The following is a 15,308-nucleotide window of genomic DNA, read 5'->3' as shown; positions in this document are numbered from 1 at the left end:
TTCAAGGAGCCTGACAATGCCCACCATCACCACCAAGGACGGCGTCGAGATCTTCTACAAGGATTGGGGAAGTGGCCAGCCGATCGTGTTCAGCCATGGCTGGCCGCTGTCGGCGGACGACTGGGATGCGCAGATGATGTTCTTCGTCACCCGCGGCTACCGTGTCGTCGCCCATGACCGTCGCGGCCACGGCCGCTCGTCGCAGGTCGCCGACGGCCACGACATGGATCATTATGCCGATGATCTCGCGGCCGTGACGGCGCATCTCGACCTCAAGAATGCAATCCACGTCGGCCATTCCACCGGCGGCGGCGAAGTCGTGCATTACATCGCGCGCCATGGCGAGAGCCGGGTGGCGAAGGCCGCGATCCTCTCCGCAGTGCCGCCGCTGATGCTGAAGACAGACGCCAATCCCGGCGGCCTGCCGAAGAGCGTGTTCGACGATTTCAAGGTGCAGCTCGCTGCCGGCCGCGCCAGCTTCTACCGCGACATCGCAGCCGGTCCGTTCTACGGCTACAATCGTCCCGGCGCGAAGCCGTCGGAAGCGGTGATCCAGAACTGGTGGCGCCAGGGCATGATGGGCGGCGCGAAGGCCCATTACGACGGCATCGTCGCGTTCTCGCAGACCGACTTCACCGAGGATTTGAAGAAGATCAATGTGCCGGTGCTGGTGATGCACGGCGACGACGACCAGATCGTGCCTTACGCCGATTCCGCGCCGTTGTCGGCCAAGCTGCTCAAGAACGGCACGCTGAAGACCTACAAGGGTTTCCCGCACGGCATGCCGACAACGCACGCCGAGACCATCAACGCGGACCTGCTGGCGTTCTTCAGGGGGTGAGCGGCTTCACGCCAATATCGCCCTGATCGCGTCGAAAGTGCGCTTGACGAAAGCTTCCGGCTTCTCTCGCGCCCCTCCGCCGATCCAGCTCTCGCCGCCGACGCGCATCGCGCCGGTGGCAATCATTGCGACGAGGCGTGCCTTCAGCTGCTCCGATTTGTTTCTGGCGCGCTGGGAGAGCCCTTCGGCCAGCGCCCGCTCGAGCTTCTCGTATTTGAGCTGGTCGCGGGCCTGAAGCGCGGGATTGTCGCGCTTGAGCCGCGACATTGCCGCGGCCTCGGCCGGATCGATCCGCTTGAGCGTTGCCGCGATCGCGTTTTCCGCCGCGGTCAGCATGGTTTCGCCCGCCGGCCGCGCCACGACCTCCGCGACCAGCGCGGCGGCGGCGCCTTCCTGCCATGCCGCGACCACGTCCTCCTTCGAGGCGAAATAATGGAAGAAGCTGCGTCGCGACACGTCCGCCGCGGCCGCGATATCGTCGATGGTCGTGGCCTCGAAGCCGCGCTCCAGGAACAGCACCATCGCCGCGCGGGCCAGCCGTTCGCGGGTCGCCTGCTGCTTGCGCGCGCGCAAGCCCGGTGCTACCGGCGATTTTCCTCCCGGCGACAATGGCTTGGCGCTTGTCCTGGCGGGCTTCGAAGCATTCAAATCATTTCACCACTTGCAAAGTTGCACCCAGTGCACATTTAGACCCGTCGCGGGCCCTTTCCCAGCCCCGACGGAGCTATGGCATGACCGACTGGACCACGGCAGACATCCCCTCCCTCAGCGGCAAGACTGCCGTCGTGACCGGAGCGACGGGCGGCCTCGGCTACGAGACGGCGATGGCGCTGGCGGGCGCCGGTGCCATTGTCATACTCACGGGGCGCAACGACGCAAAGGGTCTGCGCGCGATCGAGGGCATTTGCGAACGCTTTCCCAATGCGCTGATCGCCTACGAGCATCTCGATCTCGCCAGCCTCGCCTCCGTCGTCGATTTTACCAGGCGCTTTGCCGCCGGCAATGAGCAGCTCGACCTGCTCGTCAACAATGCCGGCGTGATGGCGCTGCCGAAGCGGCAGCAGACGGCAGATGGTTTCGAGATGCAGCTCGGCACCAACTATCTCGGTCATTACGCACTGACGGCGCGGTTGTTGCCGCAGCTTCGCCGGGCGAAGGCCGCGCGAGTCGTCAACCTCTCGAGCCTTGCGCACCGCTCCGGGGCGATCAATTTCGACGATCTGCAGGCTAAGCATTCCTATCGTCCGTGGCGGGCCTATTGCCAGTCCAAGCTGGCGATGCTGATGTTTTCGCTGGAGTTGCAGCGCCGCAGCCTCGCCGCAGGCTGGGGTCTGACGAGCCTTGCCGCACATCCCGGCTACGCGCGGACCGATCTGATTCCGAACGGGCCGGGCACTAGGAGCTTGCAGTCGCGTGTCAGCCGGTGGCTGCAGCCTTTCATCAGCCAGTCTGCTGCGGAAGGCGCGCTGCCAACCTTGTTGGCGGCGACCTCGCCGGCAGCGGAGCCCGGCGGATATTACGGCCCGAACGGGTTCTACGAATTGAAAGGGCCACCACGGCCGGCGAAGATCATGCCGCAGGCAAAGGATTTCGCCTCGGCCGCCATGCTGTGGGATGTCTCGGCGACGTTGACCGGTGTATCCTTCGACGAGATCGCGGCCGCCGCATGAGCCGCGGGCCTGTCGGGGAGGTCCCGATGCAGATCATCATTTTCGGCGCGACCGGCATGGTCGGGCAGGGCGTCTTGCGCGAATGCCTGGTCGATGCCGGCATCGATCGCGTGCTCGTGGTCGGCCGCAGCCCGACCGGCGTACGTAACGCCAAGCTCACGGAGATCACGCATGGCGATTTCACGGACTACTCGGCGATCGAAGCGCAGCTCACCGGCTTCGACGCCTGCTTCTTCTGCCTCGGCGTCTCCTCGATCGGCATGAGCGAGGAGCGCTACCGCCATCTCACCTATGACCTCACGCTCGCAGCGGCGACCGCGCTGGCACGGCTCAATCCGCAGATGACATTCGTCTATGTCACGGGCGCCGGCACCGATTCCACCGAGCAGGGTTCGCGGATGTGGGCGCGGATCAAGGGCAAGACCGAGAACGATCTGCTCAAGCTGCCGTTCAGGACGGCCTACATGTTCCGGCCGGGTGCGATCCAGCCGCTCCACGGTGCCCGCTCCAAGACGGCGTGGGTGCAGGCCGTGTATACAGCAAGCTGGCCACTGTGGTCTGTGCTGCGCCGGCTCTCGCCGCGGCTCGTCACCTCGACCGAGCAGGTCGGCCGCGCCATGATCCGGGTTGCGCGGGAGGGGTATCCGCGAAAGGTGCTGGAGATGGAGGATATCAATAGCCTCTAGTCCCGTGGGGCGTTAGTTCTAGGGAAATTTCGCCGCCCGCGCGCGTTGAGCCCCGTCTGCCCGAAGGAGAAAGCGCCGTCGATGTCTCCCCAGCTCAAACTGATCGCACTCGACGCCGACGACCTCTCCGTGATCTCGGCCCACGTCCAGGACGCCCGCGTGCAGCCCTCGGACATCATCTGGCGGCAAAGCGAAAAGCGGCTGGTTGTCGGCATGAGCCGGTTGGACTGGGAGCAGACGCTTGACGGCGATGCCGAGCCGCGCAGGCTGGTGGCCGCCCTTCGTTTCGACCGCGTGCTCGCCTGCAAGTCGCGCAACATCGACCTCGACGCGCCGGACACGATCATGGACCTCGTCGGTATCGAATTCCACGGCCAGGACGCCCCCGGCGGGAGCGCGCTGCTCCTGTTTGCCCAAGGCGGCGCCATCCGCCTCGACGTCGAATGCCTGGAATGCGAGCTGACTGATCTGGGAGCGGATCAGCTGGGGACGGGGTTGGAGGCTGAAGGGGAGGGGTGAGGTGGCATGCCAAGGCCACGCATTCCGCTGTCGCCAGGATGACGCCGGAGGGGAACGGCCCGGCCCAAGGGTTGACGCAGCTTCCCCGCCGCGCCATTGAGCAGAGGCTTGGTGAGCCAAACCGCGCCCCCAAAAACCAGTTAGAAGCCAAGATGCCCGTTCGTCTCGACCGCAGCAGCGCCGATTTTGACCAGCGATTCGGGGCCTTCCTCGCCGCCAAGCGCGAGGCCTCGGCCGACGTCGAGGCCGCCGCGCGCGCCATCGTCGACGACGTGGCGAAGCGGGGCGATGCCGCCCTGCTCGAGGCCACGGCAAAGTTCGACCGGTTGACGCTCGATGCATCCGGCCTGCGCGTCACGGCCGCCGAGATCGACGCCGCGGTGAAAGCCTGCGATGCGGCGACGCTGGATGCGCTCAAGCTCGCGCGCGATCGCATCGAGACCTATCACAGCCGCCAACTGCCGAAGGACGAGCGCTTCACCGATTCCCTCGGGGTCGAGCTCGGCTGGCGCTACACCGCGATCGAATCCGCTGGCCTCTACGTGCCCGGCGGCACCGCGGCCTATCCGTCCTCGGTGCTGATGAATGCGGTGCCGGCAAAGGTCGCCGGCGTGACGCGCCTCGTCATGGTGGTGCCCTCGCCCGACGGCAAGCTCAACCCGCTGGTGCTGGCGGCAGCAAAGCTTGGCGGCGTCACCGAGATTTATCGCGTCGGCGGCGCGCAGGCGATTGCCGCGCTCGCGCATGGCACTGCGACGATCGCGCCTGTGACCAAGATCGTCGGACCCGGAAACGCGTATGTCGCCGCGGCAAAGCGGCTGGTGTTCGGCAAGGTCGGCATCGACATGATCGCCGGTCCCTCGGAGGTGCTTGTCATCGCCGATGACACCGGCAATGCTGACTGGATTGCCGCCGACCTGCTGGCCCAGGCCGAGCACGATGCCAGCGCGCAGTCGATCCTGATTACCGATTCCGCGCGCCTTGCCGCCGACGTCGAAAAGGCCGTTGAGGCACAGTTGAAGACGCTGCCACGCGCCGCGATCGCCAGCGCCTCGTGGGCCGATTTCGGCGCCATCATCATGGTGAAGAACCTCAACGACGCCATTCCGCTTGCGGATGCGATTGCCGCCGAGCATCTCGAGATCATGACGCAAGATCCCGACGCGCTCGCCGCAAGGATCCGCAACGCCGGCGCCGTGTTCCTCGGGCCGCATACGCCGGAGGCGATCGGCGACTATGTCGGCGGCTCCAACCACGTGCTGCCGACGGCGCGCTCGGCACGATTCTCGTCAGGTCTTTCGGTGCACGATTTCCTCAAGCGCACCTCGATCCTGAAATGCGGCCCGGATCAGCTGCGTGCGCTGGGTCCGGCCGCGATGATTCTCGGCAAGGCGGAGGGGCTAGATGCCCACTCGCGTTCGATTGGATTGCGCCTCAATTTGTCATGACCCAGCCGCCCGAACAGGACGACTCGCAGAATCGCATCGTCGGCGTCACGCTCGACGAGGACTCGATCGGCCGTTCCGGGCCCGACATCGAGCATGAGCGCGCGATCGCGATCTACGATCTGATCGAGCAGAACCTGTTCGCGCCGGAGGGCGCGGACGGGAAGGGGCCGTTCACGCTGCATATCGGCATCACCGGCAGCCGGCTGATGTTCGACATCCGCCGCGAAGACGGCACACCCGTGGTCGCGCATCTGTTGTCGCTGACGCCGTTCCGGCGGATCGTGAAGGACTATTTCATGATCTGCGACAGCTACTACCAGGCGATCCGCACGGCGACGCCGGACAAGATCGAGGCCATCGACATGGGCCGCCGCGGCATCCATGACGAGGGCTCGCGCACGCTGCAGGAGCGGTTGAAGGGCAAGGTGCGGGTCGATTTCGAGACCTCGCGCCGGCTGTTCACGCTCATTACCGTTCTGCACTGGAAGGGTTAAGCGCGATGGCGGGTCCGCCACGCGCACGCGATCCGCAATCGGTGCTGTTCGCCTGCGCCATGAACAGCGTGCGCTCGCCGATGGCCGAGAGCCTGCTGCGGCACATGTTTCCGCAAGGCCTCTACGTGAAGTCGGCCGGCGCCAGGCGCGGCGAGCTCGACCCGTTCGCGGTGTCTGTGATGGCCGAGCTCGACCAGGACATCTCCACCCACAAGCCGCAGACCTTCGAGGAGCTGGAGGATTGGGAGGGGCTGAATTTCGATCTCATCATCACGCTCTCGCCGGAGGCGCATCACAAGGCGCTGGAGCTGACCCGGACGCTTGCCGCCGACGTCGAGTATTGGCCGACGCAGGATCCCACCACCATGGAAGGCAGCCGCGACCAGAAGCTCGCCGCCTACCGCGACGTCTGCGATCAGCTCCTGATGCGCATCCGCCGGCGGTTTTCGAAGGTGGGCGCGGCGAACGGGTAGCATTCGGCCGTAACACCCGCGTCACAGACTGCAGGCACACGCATCCCGTGCCCGTCGAATCAGTAATGTCCGGGTTCCCGGGTTGTGAAATCAGCCCCCGTCCGATAGGTTCCGCGCGCAATTCACCCCCTGCTTCATTCCCCAAATCACCTGATGCTCGGCCGCCCCAAATTCGTTCTCGCCTCCGGTTCGCCGCGGCGCCTGTCGCTGCTCAACCAGGCCGGCATTGAGCCGGATGCGCTCCGGCCTGCCGACGTCGACGAGACGCCGAAGCGGGGCGAGCTGCCGCGCGCCTGCGCCAACCGGCTCGCGCGGGCCAAGGCGGATGCGGCACTCAAATCGGTGCAACTCGACGACGAGCTGCGCGGCGCCTTCATCCTCTCCGCCGACACGGTGGTGGCGGTCGGCCGCCGCATCCTGCCCAAGGCCAATCTCGTCGACGAGGCTGCGCAGTGCCTGCGGCTGCTGTCGGGCCGCAACCACCGCGTCTACACCGCGATCACGCTGGTGACGCCGCGCGAGGCCTTCCGCCAGCGCCTGGTCGAGACCCGCGTCCGCTTCAAGCGCCTCTCGGAGGACGACATCCAGGCCTATATCGGCTCCGGCGAATGGCGCGGCAAAGCCGGCGGCTACGCCGTGCAGGGCATCGCCGGCTCGTTCGTGGTCAAGATGGTGGGGTCCTACACCAACGTGGTCGGCCTGCCGCTGTACGAGACCACCACGCTGCTTGGCGGCGAAGGTTTCCCGATCCGCTTCGGCTGGCTCAACGCCACCGCCATCTGAGCCGACAAGCCGCTCCTGCAAAAAATCTCGAAAACAACCCCATGCACAGTAGAATTGCCCGGCGGCACCTGGCCAGGATGCTTGCGCCTCCGCCGGAGGAACCCCTTTTGCGGCAGGCCCTTGAGCTGGCTCGCATGTGTAAGCTGAGCACCTCATGGACGACCCGGTGAAAAAGCCCGCAAGCACCCTCAAAACCTGCCCGATCTGCGGCAAGCCGCAGGCCGAGGCCACCCGCCCGTTCTGCTCCTCCCGCTGCCGCGATGTCGATCTGAACCGCTGGCTGAAGGGCTCCTATGTCATTCCCGGCCGGGATGACGAGGCGGATGGGGAAGAATAACCCTGTTGTATCAATTATTTAAATTCTCGATGCGCCGCTGCGCGCCGTTTCGGCCAAGCCACGTTCCGCCTTGTGCACAGCCGGGCCGCACCCCGCGAAGCCATCGGCGAAGCGTGGGTGGACAGGCAGCCTTCAGCCCACTATAAACCGCCCGCTCGATGGGCTTTGGCCCCTCTTTGGAGCACGCCCAGGTAGCTCAGTTGGTAGAGCATGCGACTGAAAATCGCAGTGTCGGTGGTTCGATTCCGCCCCTGGGCACCATTCGCTCACTCAAGCAGGCGATAGGGCTCCTCCCGGCAGGGGCGACTGCGGCTCGACGGTCTCGTCAGCTTCGGCGCGCGAATACCAGTTGGCGGACGTCGATCTTTTCGGCCCTGAAACCTGCCTCGCAGTAGCACAGGTAATATTCCCACAGCCGCCGGAACGGCTCGTCGAACCCGAGCGAGGTCAGGTCCGACCAGGCATGGCCGAAGCTCGTTCGCCAGACCGCGATCGTCTTGGCATAGTCCTGTCCAAAGACCCGCTCGCGGATCAGGGGCATCTGCACGCGTTCGCCGAGCGAGCGCAGGACATTCGGCGAAGGCAGCATCCCGCCCGGAAAAATGTATCTCTGGATGAAGTCCACGCGCCGCCGATAGCTGTCGAAGAGCTCGTCGCGGACGGTGATCGCCTGGATTCCGGCAAGGCCGCCCGGCTTGAGCCGTTGATGCAGTTGATTGAAGTATGTCGGCCAGAACGGTTCGCCGACGGCCTCGATCATCTCGATCGAGGCGATCCGGTCGAACTGCCCGTCCTGATCGCGATAATCCTGCAACCGGACCTCGACTTTTTCGCCGAGTCCGGCTTCGTGGATTCGCCGGCTGGCGAATGCGTGCTGCTCCTTGCTGATGGTGAGCGCCAAGACTTTGGCGCCGCAAGTTTTGGCGGCATATTCGGCGAAGCCGCCCCAGCCGCATCCGATCTCAAGCAGGGTATGGCCGGGCCGCAGCTCGATCGCCTGCGCCAGCTGTTCGTATTTGTGCCGTTGAGCGGCGAGCAGGTCGGTCGCCTCGGGCGAGAACAATGCCGACGAGTAGGTCATGCTCGGATCGAGCCAAGCCGCAAAGAACTCGTTGCCGAGATCATAGTGGGCGTGGATGTTCAGCCGCGATCCCAGTCGCGTGTTTCGGCGCAACCGATGCAGCGCGCGCCGGCAAAGCCGGACCAGTGCATTGCCGGCGAAGGCGCTGTCGACCAGGTCCTCGTTGAGACAGAACACGTAAAGCAGCTGGGAGAGATCCGGCGTGCTCCAATCGCCGCGAACGTAAGCCTCGGCCATGCCGATATCGCCGCCCAGGACCAGGCTTCGCGCGAACGCGTAGGTGTTGAGCTCGATGGTCGCCGCCGGACCCGGATGCGTTCCCCGCAACACCACCGTTCTGCCGTCGGGAAGGCGAACATCCACGGTGCCGAGCTTGAGCCGCGAGGCAAGCCGGAGCGCGAGCCGCGCGAGCAAGGGAACGTCATCGAAGCGAGCGGTCTGGTGAGTGGCTGCGAGGTCCATGGCTTCACATTCAGCGTTGGTTCGGACGGGGAACGTAAGGAACATTCTTCAGCCAAAGCCGGATCGCTTCCCAATGGATGGCCGCGACGACCTTGAAGGTGAGAAGTGGCAGGGTGACGAGCGTCGCCAACAGCGAGCGGCCGGTCAGCGGGCGACGCTGCCCGGAGAATGCGGCCGTAAATATAGCGCCATGCTCATCGGACTGCACGATTCTGACCTTCACTTGCTGGTCGGGCGGGGCAATGGTGAAGCGATAGCTCGTTTGCATCTCCATGAATGGCGAGACGTAGAACTCTTTCGCCTGGCATTGTCGTATGGCACCGCCGGCAGCAGCATCCTCGACCGGAAGGACGTAGGAATGGATCTCGCCAAAAGTGTTGCGGACTTCGTAGATCAGCAGCGCAAGATTGCCGTGGCTGCCATAGCAGAAGTAGATCGAAAGCGGATTGAACACGTAGCCGAAGACCCGCGGATAGCACAAAAGGAGGATGCGCCCTCCCGACAGATCGATATCGCGTTGTTCGGCCAGGCGTCGCACATGGTTGCCCAAGGATGCCCCGTCACGCTTGCCGTGATCGGATTCGTGAAAGCTGAAGAGTGATGCGCGATTGACGCCGAACAGGCGAGACTGGCGATCCGCTTCATCAAGCCGGTCGAGGTCGATGAGCAGGTTCATGACCCGGTAGGCGAACCTGTGGTGCACGGGCCGCATGCGCGTGTGCATCACGCGGCCCAGGTAGAGCGCGGCTGCAGATGACGTCGCCGTTCGTTCTGGAGCGCCCGGTTGCAACATGTTCTACTCAGCAGCCTGCGCCAGCAACGCGCCGGACCGTCGCCACGGCACCGCACTGCCAAGTGCCTCGGCGACGGCGATGCCGGAACGCAAGCCATCCTCATGGAATCCGTAGCCGGTCCACGCGCCGCAAAACCAGGTACGGCGGTGTCCCTGGATTTCGGGCAGGTTCCTCTGCGCGGCAAACGCGCCCGCGTCATATTGTGGATGCGCGAATGTGAACTTGCCGAAAGTGAGATGAGGCGCCGGCTCGCAAGGGGGATTGAGGCTGACGAATAGCGGCTTGCTGTCGTCGATGCCCTGCAGCCGGTTCATCCAATAGGTCACGGCGACGTCATTCTGGGCAGGCGTTTCGCGTCGCCAGCGCAGGAAGTTCCAGGATGCCCATGCGTTGCGGCGTTTCGGCATGAGGCTGAGGTCGCGGTGCAGATAGGCCGTGTTTGGCGCGTAACGGATCGCGCCGAGAATGGATCTCTCGCGTGGGTCGGCATCCGACAGCATCGCCAAAGCCTGATCACTGTGACAGGCCATCACGACAGCGTCGTAGGATTCCTGATGGCCGTGACTGTCGCCGATCGTCACCCCATGCTCGGTTCGATGGATCGACGTCGCCGCGCAGCCGAGCCGGATGCTGGCCTTGAACCTGGCCGTGAGCTTCTCGACATAGCGCCGGCTGCCGCCTTGGACGGTCCGCCAGAGCGGCCGATCCAGATGCAACAGCCGGTGATTGTCGAAAAAGGCGATGAAGTTTTCCGCGGGAAAGGCGAGGATTTCGGCCGAGGGCGACGACCAGATGGCGGCCCCCATCGGTCCCAGATAATCGCTGAACAGGCGCGGGCTGAACGCTCCCTGGCGCAGATATTCGCCGAGTGTGAGGTTCTGGAGCCGGCCAGCCCGCAAGTCGGAGACGCTTTCCTTATTGAAGCGGCGGACCTCGGCCAGCATGCGAAAATACGAGGGGGAGAAGAGGTTGCGCGGCTGGGCAAACAGGCCGGAGGCGACCTGAAGGAAGGTCTCGCCGCCACCCCGCCATTCGAATCGGCCATGGTCGGCCGACATCGCGAAGCTCATGCATGTCTCCTCGGTCTTCACACCCAGGTGCGCGAACAGAGACGTCAATTCCGGGTAGTTCGGCTCGTTGAAAACGATGAAGCCGATGTCGACGTCGATCTCTTCGCCATCGTAGTCAACGCGTACTGTATGACTGTGTCCACCCGGTCGCAATTCCCGCTCGTAGACGGTCACGGCATGACGCTCTGACAGGAGCCATGCGGCGGCATTGCCAGCAATTCCCGTCCCGATCACCGCCAAACGCATGTCTTGTCGCCCCCCAATACCACCAGCGACGGCCGGAACATCCGGGTTCGGGCCAATGTCGATCGTCGCCCGGCTCAGGACAGCTCTAATAGCTGACCCGTCCACATGCGCTTGAGGAAACGTTCCAGCGGACGGCGTGGATCACCCGTGAAACCGGGGCATAAGGCGGACGTAAGGATCCAAGTTTGCTTATGGTGAGGACATGGATTTCCTGCAAATACTGATCATCGCCGGCATCGCGCTTGCCCTGTCGCTGTTGATGGGGCTGGCCTGGATCGTTCAGCAGCGAACGGGCAATTCTGGGTGGGTCGATACGATCTGGACCTTCTCCGTCGGCCTCGTCGGGGCGGTTGCGGCCCTTTTGCCGTTCGGCGAGGCGCTGCCAGTGCGCCAGATGCTCGTGGGCGGGCTGGTGCTGCTTTGGTCGGCGAGGCTCGGGACGCATATCGCCCGCCGCGCCGCAGCGGGTATCGACGATCCCAGATATGCCAGCTATGCCCAGGAATGGGGCTCGCGGGCGCCGCTCCGCATGTTCGCATTCCTGCAGTCGCAGGCCTTCGTCTCGGTCCCGCTGCCATTCGCGGTCTTCCTGGCTGCACACGCTCCACGGACCGGGTTGGGACTTCAGGACTATGCCGGCGCCGCCATCATGCTTGCGGCCGTTGCAGGCGAGGCGATCGCCGACGAGCAATTGCGGGGCTTCAAGCGCCACAAGGCAAACGCGGGCCTGGTCTGCGATATCGGGCTTTGGCGCTGGTCGCGTCATCCGAATTATTTCTTCGAATGGCTCGGATGGCTCGCCTACCCGGTCATCGCGCTGTCGCCGGGCTACGCATGGGGCTGGGCGAGCCTGATTGCGCCGGCGATCATGTACTGGATACTCGTGCACGTGACCGGAATACCCCCGCTCGAGGTCCAGATGCTTCGATCCCGCGGCCGCCGATATCGGGACTATCAGGCACGCACCAGCGCGTTCTTTCCACGACCGCCCAAACAGGCGCCGGAATGATCGGACGTCCGGCGCCGCGCGATCTGGTTCAAGGGCGTGACGGGGTTGCGCGGCAAGGCGGAACGAGGGCGCAGCGTGATCCAGCGAAGGCCTCCCGTCGTTTATAGGCGTTGCCTTTGTCAAACCGGTTGCGACACCACCGGAGGGGAGACCGGACATGAGCCTGCTTTTCACATATCTGTCGGTGGCTGCGACCTTCGTTGCGCTCGACATGATCTGGCTGAAGACCATGGTTGAGAGACTTTACCGGCCGGTGCTGGGCGACATGTTGCGCTCGGAGCCCGACCTCGCCGCCGCTGCAGTGTTTTATCTGGCGTATCCCGTCGGCCTGATCTGGTTCGCAGTGCTGCCGGCTCAGCAAGATGGCGGCGCTCTGCGCGCCTTCATGTCCGGCGTGATGCTGGGCTGCTTCACCTATGCGACCTACGATCTGACCAACCAGGCAACGCTGCGCAATTGGTCGACGGGGCTCACTGTTGCGGACGTGTGCTGGGGATCCTTCCTCGCCGGTGTCAGCGCCTGGACCGGATTTCTCGTCGCACAGAAAATGGCGCATTGATCATGGACGGGACGCACGACGGAGCGCTGCAGCAGGATGGCGACCGGAAGCGCGGCAGATGGTACCGATTCGCGGCTTTCCTGTTTCTGGTTCCTGCTGCGGGGATTCTGATCGGGGTCCTGAACCGTTCGGGAGCCTGGTACGCGGCGCTCAACAAGCCGTCTTTCAATCCGCCGGATGCGGTCTTCGCACCGGTCTGGACGATCCTGTTCCTGATGATCGCCGTGGCCGGATTCCGCACCTTCGAGGCGGAGCCGCGCGGAACGACGATGAGATTATGGAGCCTGCAGATGATCCTGAATTTTGCATGGCCTCCCATCTTCTTTTCGCTTCATCGCATGGACGTGGCTCTAGGCGTCATTGTTGCGCTGTTCGCCGTGATCCTTGCCTTTGTCTGGCGTCAATGGGCGAACGATCGGCTGGCGGCGACGCTTTTCATTCCCTATGCCGGTTGGGTGGGCTTTGCGACCTTGCTGAACATCTCGTTGCTCCGTCTCAATTAAGATCGGCGCGCAGAACTGACTTCACGCGTTGAACGGACGAACGTAGTGCCGAATTCAGGGATCCGTCGCTCCATCGCATCCGTCAAAGGCATCTCTGGTCGCCGCGATCTTGTCGGAGAGCGACGTGAATGCGATCAGGACACTCTGCTTGGCATCGTCGTCAAGCACGAGGTGCGCAAGATCGACCAGTCGATCACCGAAACGCTCCATGACAGCGAGCAAATGATCGAGACATTCCGCGGGCTGCTCGGCTGCCAGACGGTCGACCTCTTTCACCATCTGCTCGAGCCTCGCAACGGAGGACACAAGCAGGTCCTGGTGTCCAGGGTTGGGGAATTCGATGATCTCTGCGGTCACGCGTGGGGTCCTCGCCTGCTTCAGGCTGCAGCCGATGCGGCAAGGCAGTCCTTGCGTACCGCCAGAAGGGTTCGGTGCAGCCAGGTCTTGATGGTGCCGACCGGCACACCGAAGCGCCGCGACAAGCTCGCGCGGCTCTCACCCTCGAGATAGGCCAGCGCCACCAGCCTGCGGCGGTCTTCCGGTAAACGAGCCAGCACGCTGCGTGCGATCGGTTCGGCGCGGGCGTAGTCGAAATCGTCGATGGGCGATGAATCAGCGTTTGTCGGAATCAGAAGCGCCTCGTCCAGCTCGTGAGTCGGCAGTCTTCTGACCCGCAGATGGTCGATGGCGGTATTCCGCGCGATCGCGGACATCCATGTCATCGCCGAAGCACGTTCGCCGTCGAACCGACCCGCGTTGCGCCAGATCTTCAGATAGGCTTCCTGAAGAATGTCCTCGATGTCGTGGGGCGGAGTTCCGACGGCGAGCGCAGTCCTGCGCAGCCTGCTCCGCGTCAGCACATGCAGCGCTGCGAAGGCGCGTGTGTCGCCCGCCGAAACGCATGCCAGCAGTTCGGGCAATGCTTCGCTCTGCGCCTGTCGTGTCAGGCTTAAGCCGGCCATGACCTGTCTCCCTTGCGTTTCCTTCGATACGCTCCGGGCTCGCGTTCGGATCACCCGGCGGAAGAAGGATCAAAGCCGCACGAATGGCCCGATCAGCCTGCCGAGCAGGCCGTTCATGTGCAGGTCGCCCGTCATTGCGACAAGGCAAACACAGGGGCCCTCGTCGCCCACCACAGGTCGATGGTCGACCTCGTCGTCGCCATAGTCGAAATCACCTGGACCAAACCGGCCGCCCTCGTGGCTGAAGCTGCCCTCGAGCACGAGGGTCAGTTCGGTGCCGGTGTGTGTGTGTTCAAGCATGCGCGTCCCCGGCGCGGACCGAAGCAAGAATGCCCGCGCCGTCCCCGATCCGGACAACTCGATCGGGCGCATGCTCAGACCCGGAGCGATGCGCCTGCGCTTGCCGATGCGGTAGTTTCGCAGCGCCGCCGGAACATCCTGCTCGCTGCCGCGAGCGATCTCAGCAGTCGGCACCGCTCGTTTTTCAGGAGCGTCATGAATGCGCGACATCACCCGCTCGAACGCATCCGATGCGACCGGCACCGGCTCGATATCGTCAAGCGCCAAGCCGCCAAGTTGCTCGATGGCCTGCACGAATCGGCCGCACCGTGCGCAACCCGCAACATGCACTCCCACCACCAATTGATGGGCTTCTTCCAACCTGCCGGCCGCAAAGTCGGCCAGAAGATCTTCCGGCGGATGATGGCTGATCGTCATGCTTCTTCGTCCAATATGTCTCTCAAGCGGTTCATCGCCAGCCTGATCCGCGACTTCACCGTTCCGAGCGGAATGCCGAGCAGGCTTGCGATTTCCGGGTGCGGCCTCTCCTCGATGAACGACAACCGCACCACCATGGATTGCTCCATCGAGAGCCGCTTGACGGCCGAATTGATCCGCGCCGCGTCCTGCACGCGGGACATGACGGCGTCCGCGGGTTCCGCGGGATCCGGTGCCTCGGGAAGCTCAGAGGTGCCTCGCAGGCGGTCTGCCCGCGCTCTGCTGCGGAACAAATCGATGCGCAAATTGCGCGCGATGGTGAATATCCATGCCGCGGCCCCAGCGGTGGAAGGATCGAACTGGCCTGCCTTCCGCCAGACGGCGATCAGGGTATTTTGAGCAATCTCCTCCGCCTCGTCCGAACTGCACCCGGCCTTCAGCATCAGTCCCTTGATGCGTGGCGCGAAATGCTCGAATAGGCGCTTGAAGGCCTCCCGGTCTCCGGCCGAGGCGACGCGTCCGATCAGATCAGCCCAATCCACCTTTGTCTTCGGCCCTTTGCTCGTGCCAGTCGACAGCCGCGCTTCAATCCTCCGGGGAAAACCAGCCTTCGCCCGGATTGGCGCATCTAAAGCTCGGATAGCAGCGATCATA

General features: G+C 64.1%; 20 protein-coding genes and 1 tRNA gene. 13 read left to right on the top strand and 8 right to left on the bottom strand.

The genetic code is table 11. The features are described 5' to 3' along the window. Positions 1–16: 16 nt before the first annotated feature. Complete coding sequence (locus tag C7G41_RS02805; protein ID WP_106941121.1) at positions 17–841, top strand: alpha/beta fold hydrolase; 825 nt, start codon at positions 17–19, stop codon at positions 839–841. Positions 842–847: 6 nt separating this feature from the next. On the opposite strand, the gene C7G41_RS02800 is transcribed toward C7G41_RS02805, so the two are convergent. Further along, entirely contained in the window at positions 848–1,489 is a 642-nt protein-coding gene (locus C7G41_RS02800; protein WP_106941120.1) for a TetR/AcrR family transcriptional regulator, read from the bottom strand. 83 nt (positions 1,490–1,572) lie between these two features. Between C7G41_RS02800 and C7G41_RS02795 the strand changes: the two genes are divergently transcribed. From C7G41_RS02795 to C7G41_RS02755, 9 genes are all read left to right on the top strand, one after another. Further along, the gene (locus tag C7G41_RS02795) at positions 1,573–2,511 is read left to right on the top strand and encodes an SDR family oxidoreductase (protein WP_106941119.1); all 939 of its coding nucleotides are present in this window, start codon (positions 1,573–1,575) and stop codon (positions 2,509–2,511) included. A 26-nt stretch (positions 2,512–2,537) separates the two neighbouring features. Then, positions 2,538–3,197: an NAD(P)H-binding protein gene (locus tag C7G41_RS02790; RefSeq protein ID WP_199198092.1), complete on the top strand. Its 660-nt coding sequence runs from the start codon at positions 2,538–2,540 to the stop codon at positions 3,195–3,197. An 81-nt stretch (positions 3,198–3,278) separates the two neighbouring features. Then, positions 3,279–3,716 carry a DUF2948 family protein gene (locus tag C7G41_RS02785; RefSeq protein WP_027565715.1) on the top strand — a complete coding sequence of 146 codons (438 nt, stop codon included), beginning with the start codon at positions 3,279–3,281 and terminating at the stop codon, positions 3,714–3,716. 152 nt (positions 3,717–3,868) lie between these two features. Then, positions 3,869–5,164, top strand: a complete 1,296-nt coding sequence (hisD, locus tag C7G41_RS02780) for a histidinol dehydrogenase (RefSeq protein WP_106941117.1) — start codon at positions 3,869–3,871, stop codon at positions 5,162–5,164. Continuing rightward, a complete protein-coding gene (locus C7G41_RS02775; protein ID WP_007615473.1) occupies positions 5,161–5,658 on the top strand; it encodes a UPF0262 family protein in 498 nt (165 codons plus the stop codon). Before hisD ends, C7G41_RS02775 begins: the two co-directional genes overlap by 4 nt. A gap of 5 nt (positions 5,659–5,663) precedes the next feature. Continuing rightward, positions 5,664–6,131, top strand: a complete 468-nt coding sequence (locus C7G41_RS02770; RefSeq protein WP_106941116.1) for a low molecular weight phosphatase family protein — start codon at positions 5,664–5,666, stop codon at positions 6,129–6,131. Between the two features lie 153 nt (positions 6,132–6,284). After that, complete coding sequence (locus tag C7G41_RS02765) at positions 6,285–6,914, top strand: Maf-like protein (protein WP_027565713.1); 630 nt, start codon at positions 6,285–6,287, stop codon at positions 6,912–6,914. A 154-nt stretch (positions 6,915–7,068) separates the two neighbouring features. Beyond that, the gene (gene yacG / locus C7G41_RS02760; RefSeq protein ID WP_106941115.1) at positions 7,069–7,251 is read left to right on the top strand and encodes a DNA gyrase inhibitor YacG; all 183 of its coding nucleotides are present in this window, start codon (positions 7,069–7,071) and stop codon (positions 7,249–7,251) included. A 185-nt stretch (positions 7,252–7,436) separates the two neighbouring features. Further along, positions 7,437–7,512, top strand: a tRNA-Phe gene (locus tag C7G41_RS02755). 64 nt (positions 7,513–7,576) lie between these two features. On the opposite strand, the gene C7G41_RS02750 is transcribed toward C7G41_RS02755, so the two are convergent. The 3 genes from C7G41_RS02750 to C7G41_RS02740 are packed head-to-tail and all read right to left on the bottom strand — an operon-like array spanning position 7,577 to position 10,904. After that, the gene (locus tag C7G41_RS02750) at positions 7,577–8,794 is read right to left on the bottom strand and encodes a cyclopropane-fatty-acyl-phospholipid synthase family protein (protein ID WP_106941114.1); all 1,218 of its coding nucleotides are present in this window, start codon (positions 8,792–8,794) and stop codon (positions 7,577–7,579) included. A 10-nt stretch (positions 8,795–8,804) separates the two neighbouring features. Then, complete coding sequence (locus tag C7G41_RS02745) at positions 8,805–9,587, bottom strand: DUF1365 domain-containing protein (RefSeq protein ID WP_106941113.1); 783 nt, start codon at positions 9,585–9,587, stop codon at positions 8,805–8,807. A gap of 3 nt (positions 9,588–9,590) precedes the next feature. Further along, the gene (locus C7G41_RS02740) at positions 9,591–10,904 is read right to left on the bottom strand and encodes an NAD(P)/FAD-dependent oxidoreductase (protein ID WP_106941112.1); all 1,314 of its coding nucleotides are present in this window, start codon (positions 10,902–10,904) and stop codon (positions 9,591–9,593) included. 202 nt (positions 10,905–11,106) lie between these two features. Between C7G41_RS02740 and C7G41_RS02735 the strand changes: the two genes are divergently transcribed. From C7G41_RS02735 to C7G41_RS02725, 3 genes are all read left to right on the top strand, one after another. Further along, positions 11,107–11,913: a DUF1295 domain-containing protein gene (locus tag C7G41_RS02735; RefSeq protein WP_106941111.1), complete on the top strand. Its 807-nt coding sequence runs from the start codon at positions 11,107–11,109 to the stop codon at positions 11,911–11,913. Between the two features lie 157 nt (positions 11,914–12,070). Beyond that, the gene (locus tag C7G41_RS02730) at positions 12,071–12,472 is read left to right on the top strand and encodes a DUF2177 family protein (RefSeq protein WP_106941110.1); all 402 of its coding nucleotides are present in this window, start codon (positions 12,071–12,073) and stop codon (positions 12,470–12,472) included. Between the two features lie 2 nt (positions 12,473–12,474). Then, the gene (locus C7G41_RS02725) at positions 12,475–12,975 is read left to right on the top strand and encodes a TspO/MBR family protein (RefSeq protein WP_106941109.1); all 501 of its coding nucleotides are present in this window, start codon (positions 12,475–12,477) and stop codon (positions 12,973–12,975) included. Between the two features lie 54 nt (positions 12,976–13,029). On the opposite strand, the gene C7G41_RS02720 is transcribed toward C7G41_RS02725, so the two are convergent. The 4 genes from C7G41_RS02720 to C7G41_RS02705 form a co-directional block, all read right to left on the bottom strand. Then, positions 13,030–13,332 (bottom strand): hypothetical protein, encoded by a 303-nt coding sequence (locus C7G41_RS02720; protein ID WP_106941108.1) that lies wholly within the window; start codon positions 13,330–13,332, stop codon positions 13,030–13,032. 20 nt (positions 13,333–13,352) lie between these two features. Then, positions 13,353–13,937, bottom strand: a complete 585-nt coding sequence (locus C7G41_RS02715) for an RNA polymerase sigma factor (protein ID WP_106941107.1) — start codon at positions 13,935–13,937, stop codon at positions 13,353–13,355. Positions 13,938–14,006: 69 nt separating this feature from the next. Continuing rightward, the gene (locus C7G41_RS02710) at positions 14,007–14,654 is read right to left on the bottom strand and encodes a ChrR family anti-sigma-E factor (protein WP_106941106.1); all 648 of its coding nucleotides are present in this window, start codon (positions 14,652–14,654) and stop codon (positions 14,007–14,009) included. After that, entirely contained in the window at positions 14,651–15,196 is a 546-nt protein-coding gene (locus C7G41_RS02705) for a sigma-70 family RNA polymerase sigma factor (protein WP_106941105.1), read from the bottom strand. Before C7G41_RS02705 ends, C7G41_RS02710 begins: the two co-directional genes overlap by 4 nt. Positions 15,197–15,308 lie beyond the last annotated feature (112 nt).

Origin of the sequence: Bradyrhizobium sp. MOS002 (genome assembly GCF_003020115.1) — a bacterium.
GTDB lineage: Bacteria > Pseudomonadota > Alphaproteobacteria > Rhizobiales > Xanthobacteraceae > Bradyrhizobium.
This window is presented reverse-complemented; position numbering and strand designations above follow the sequence as displayed.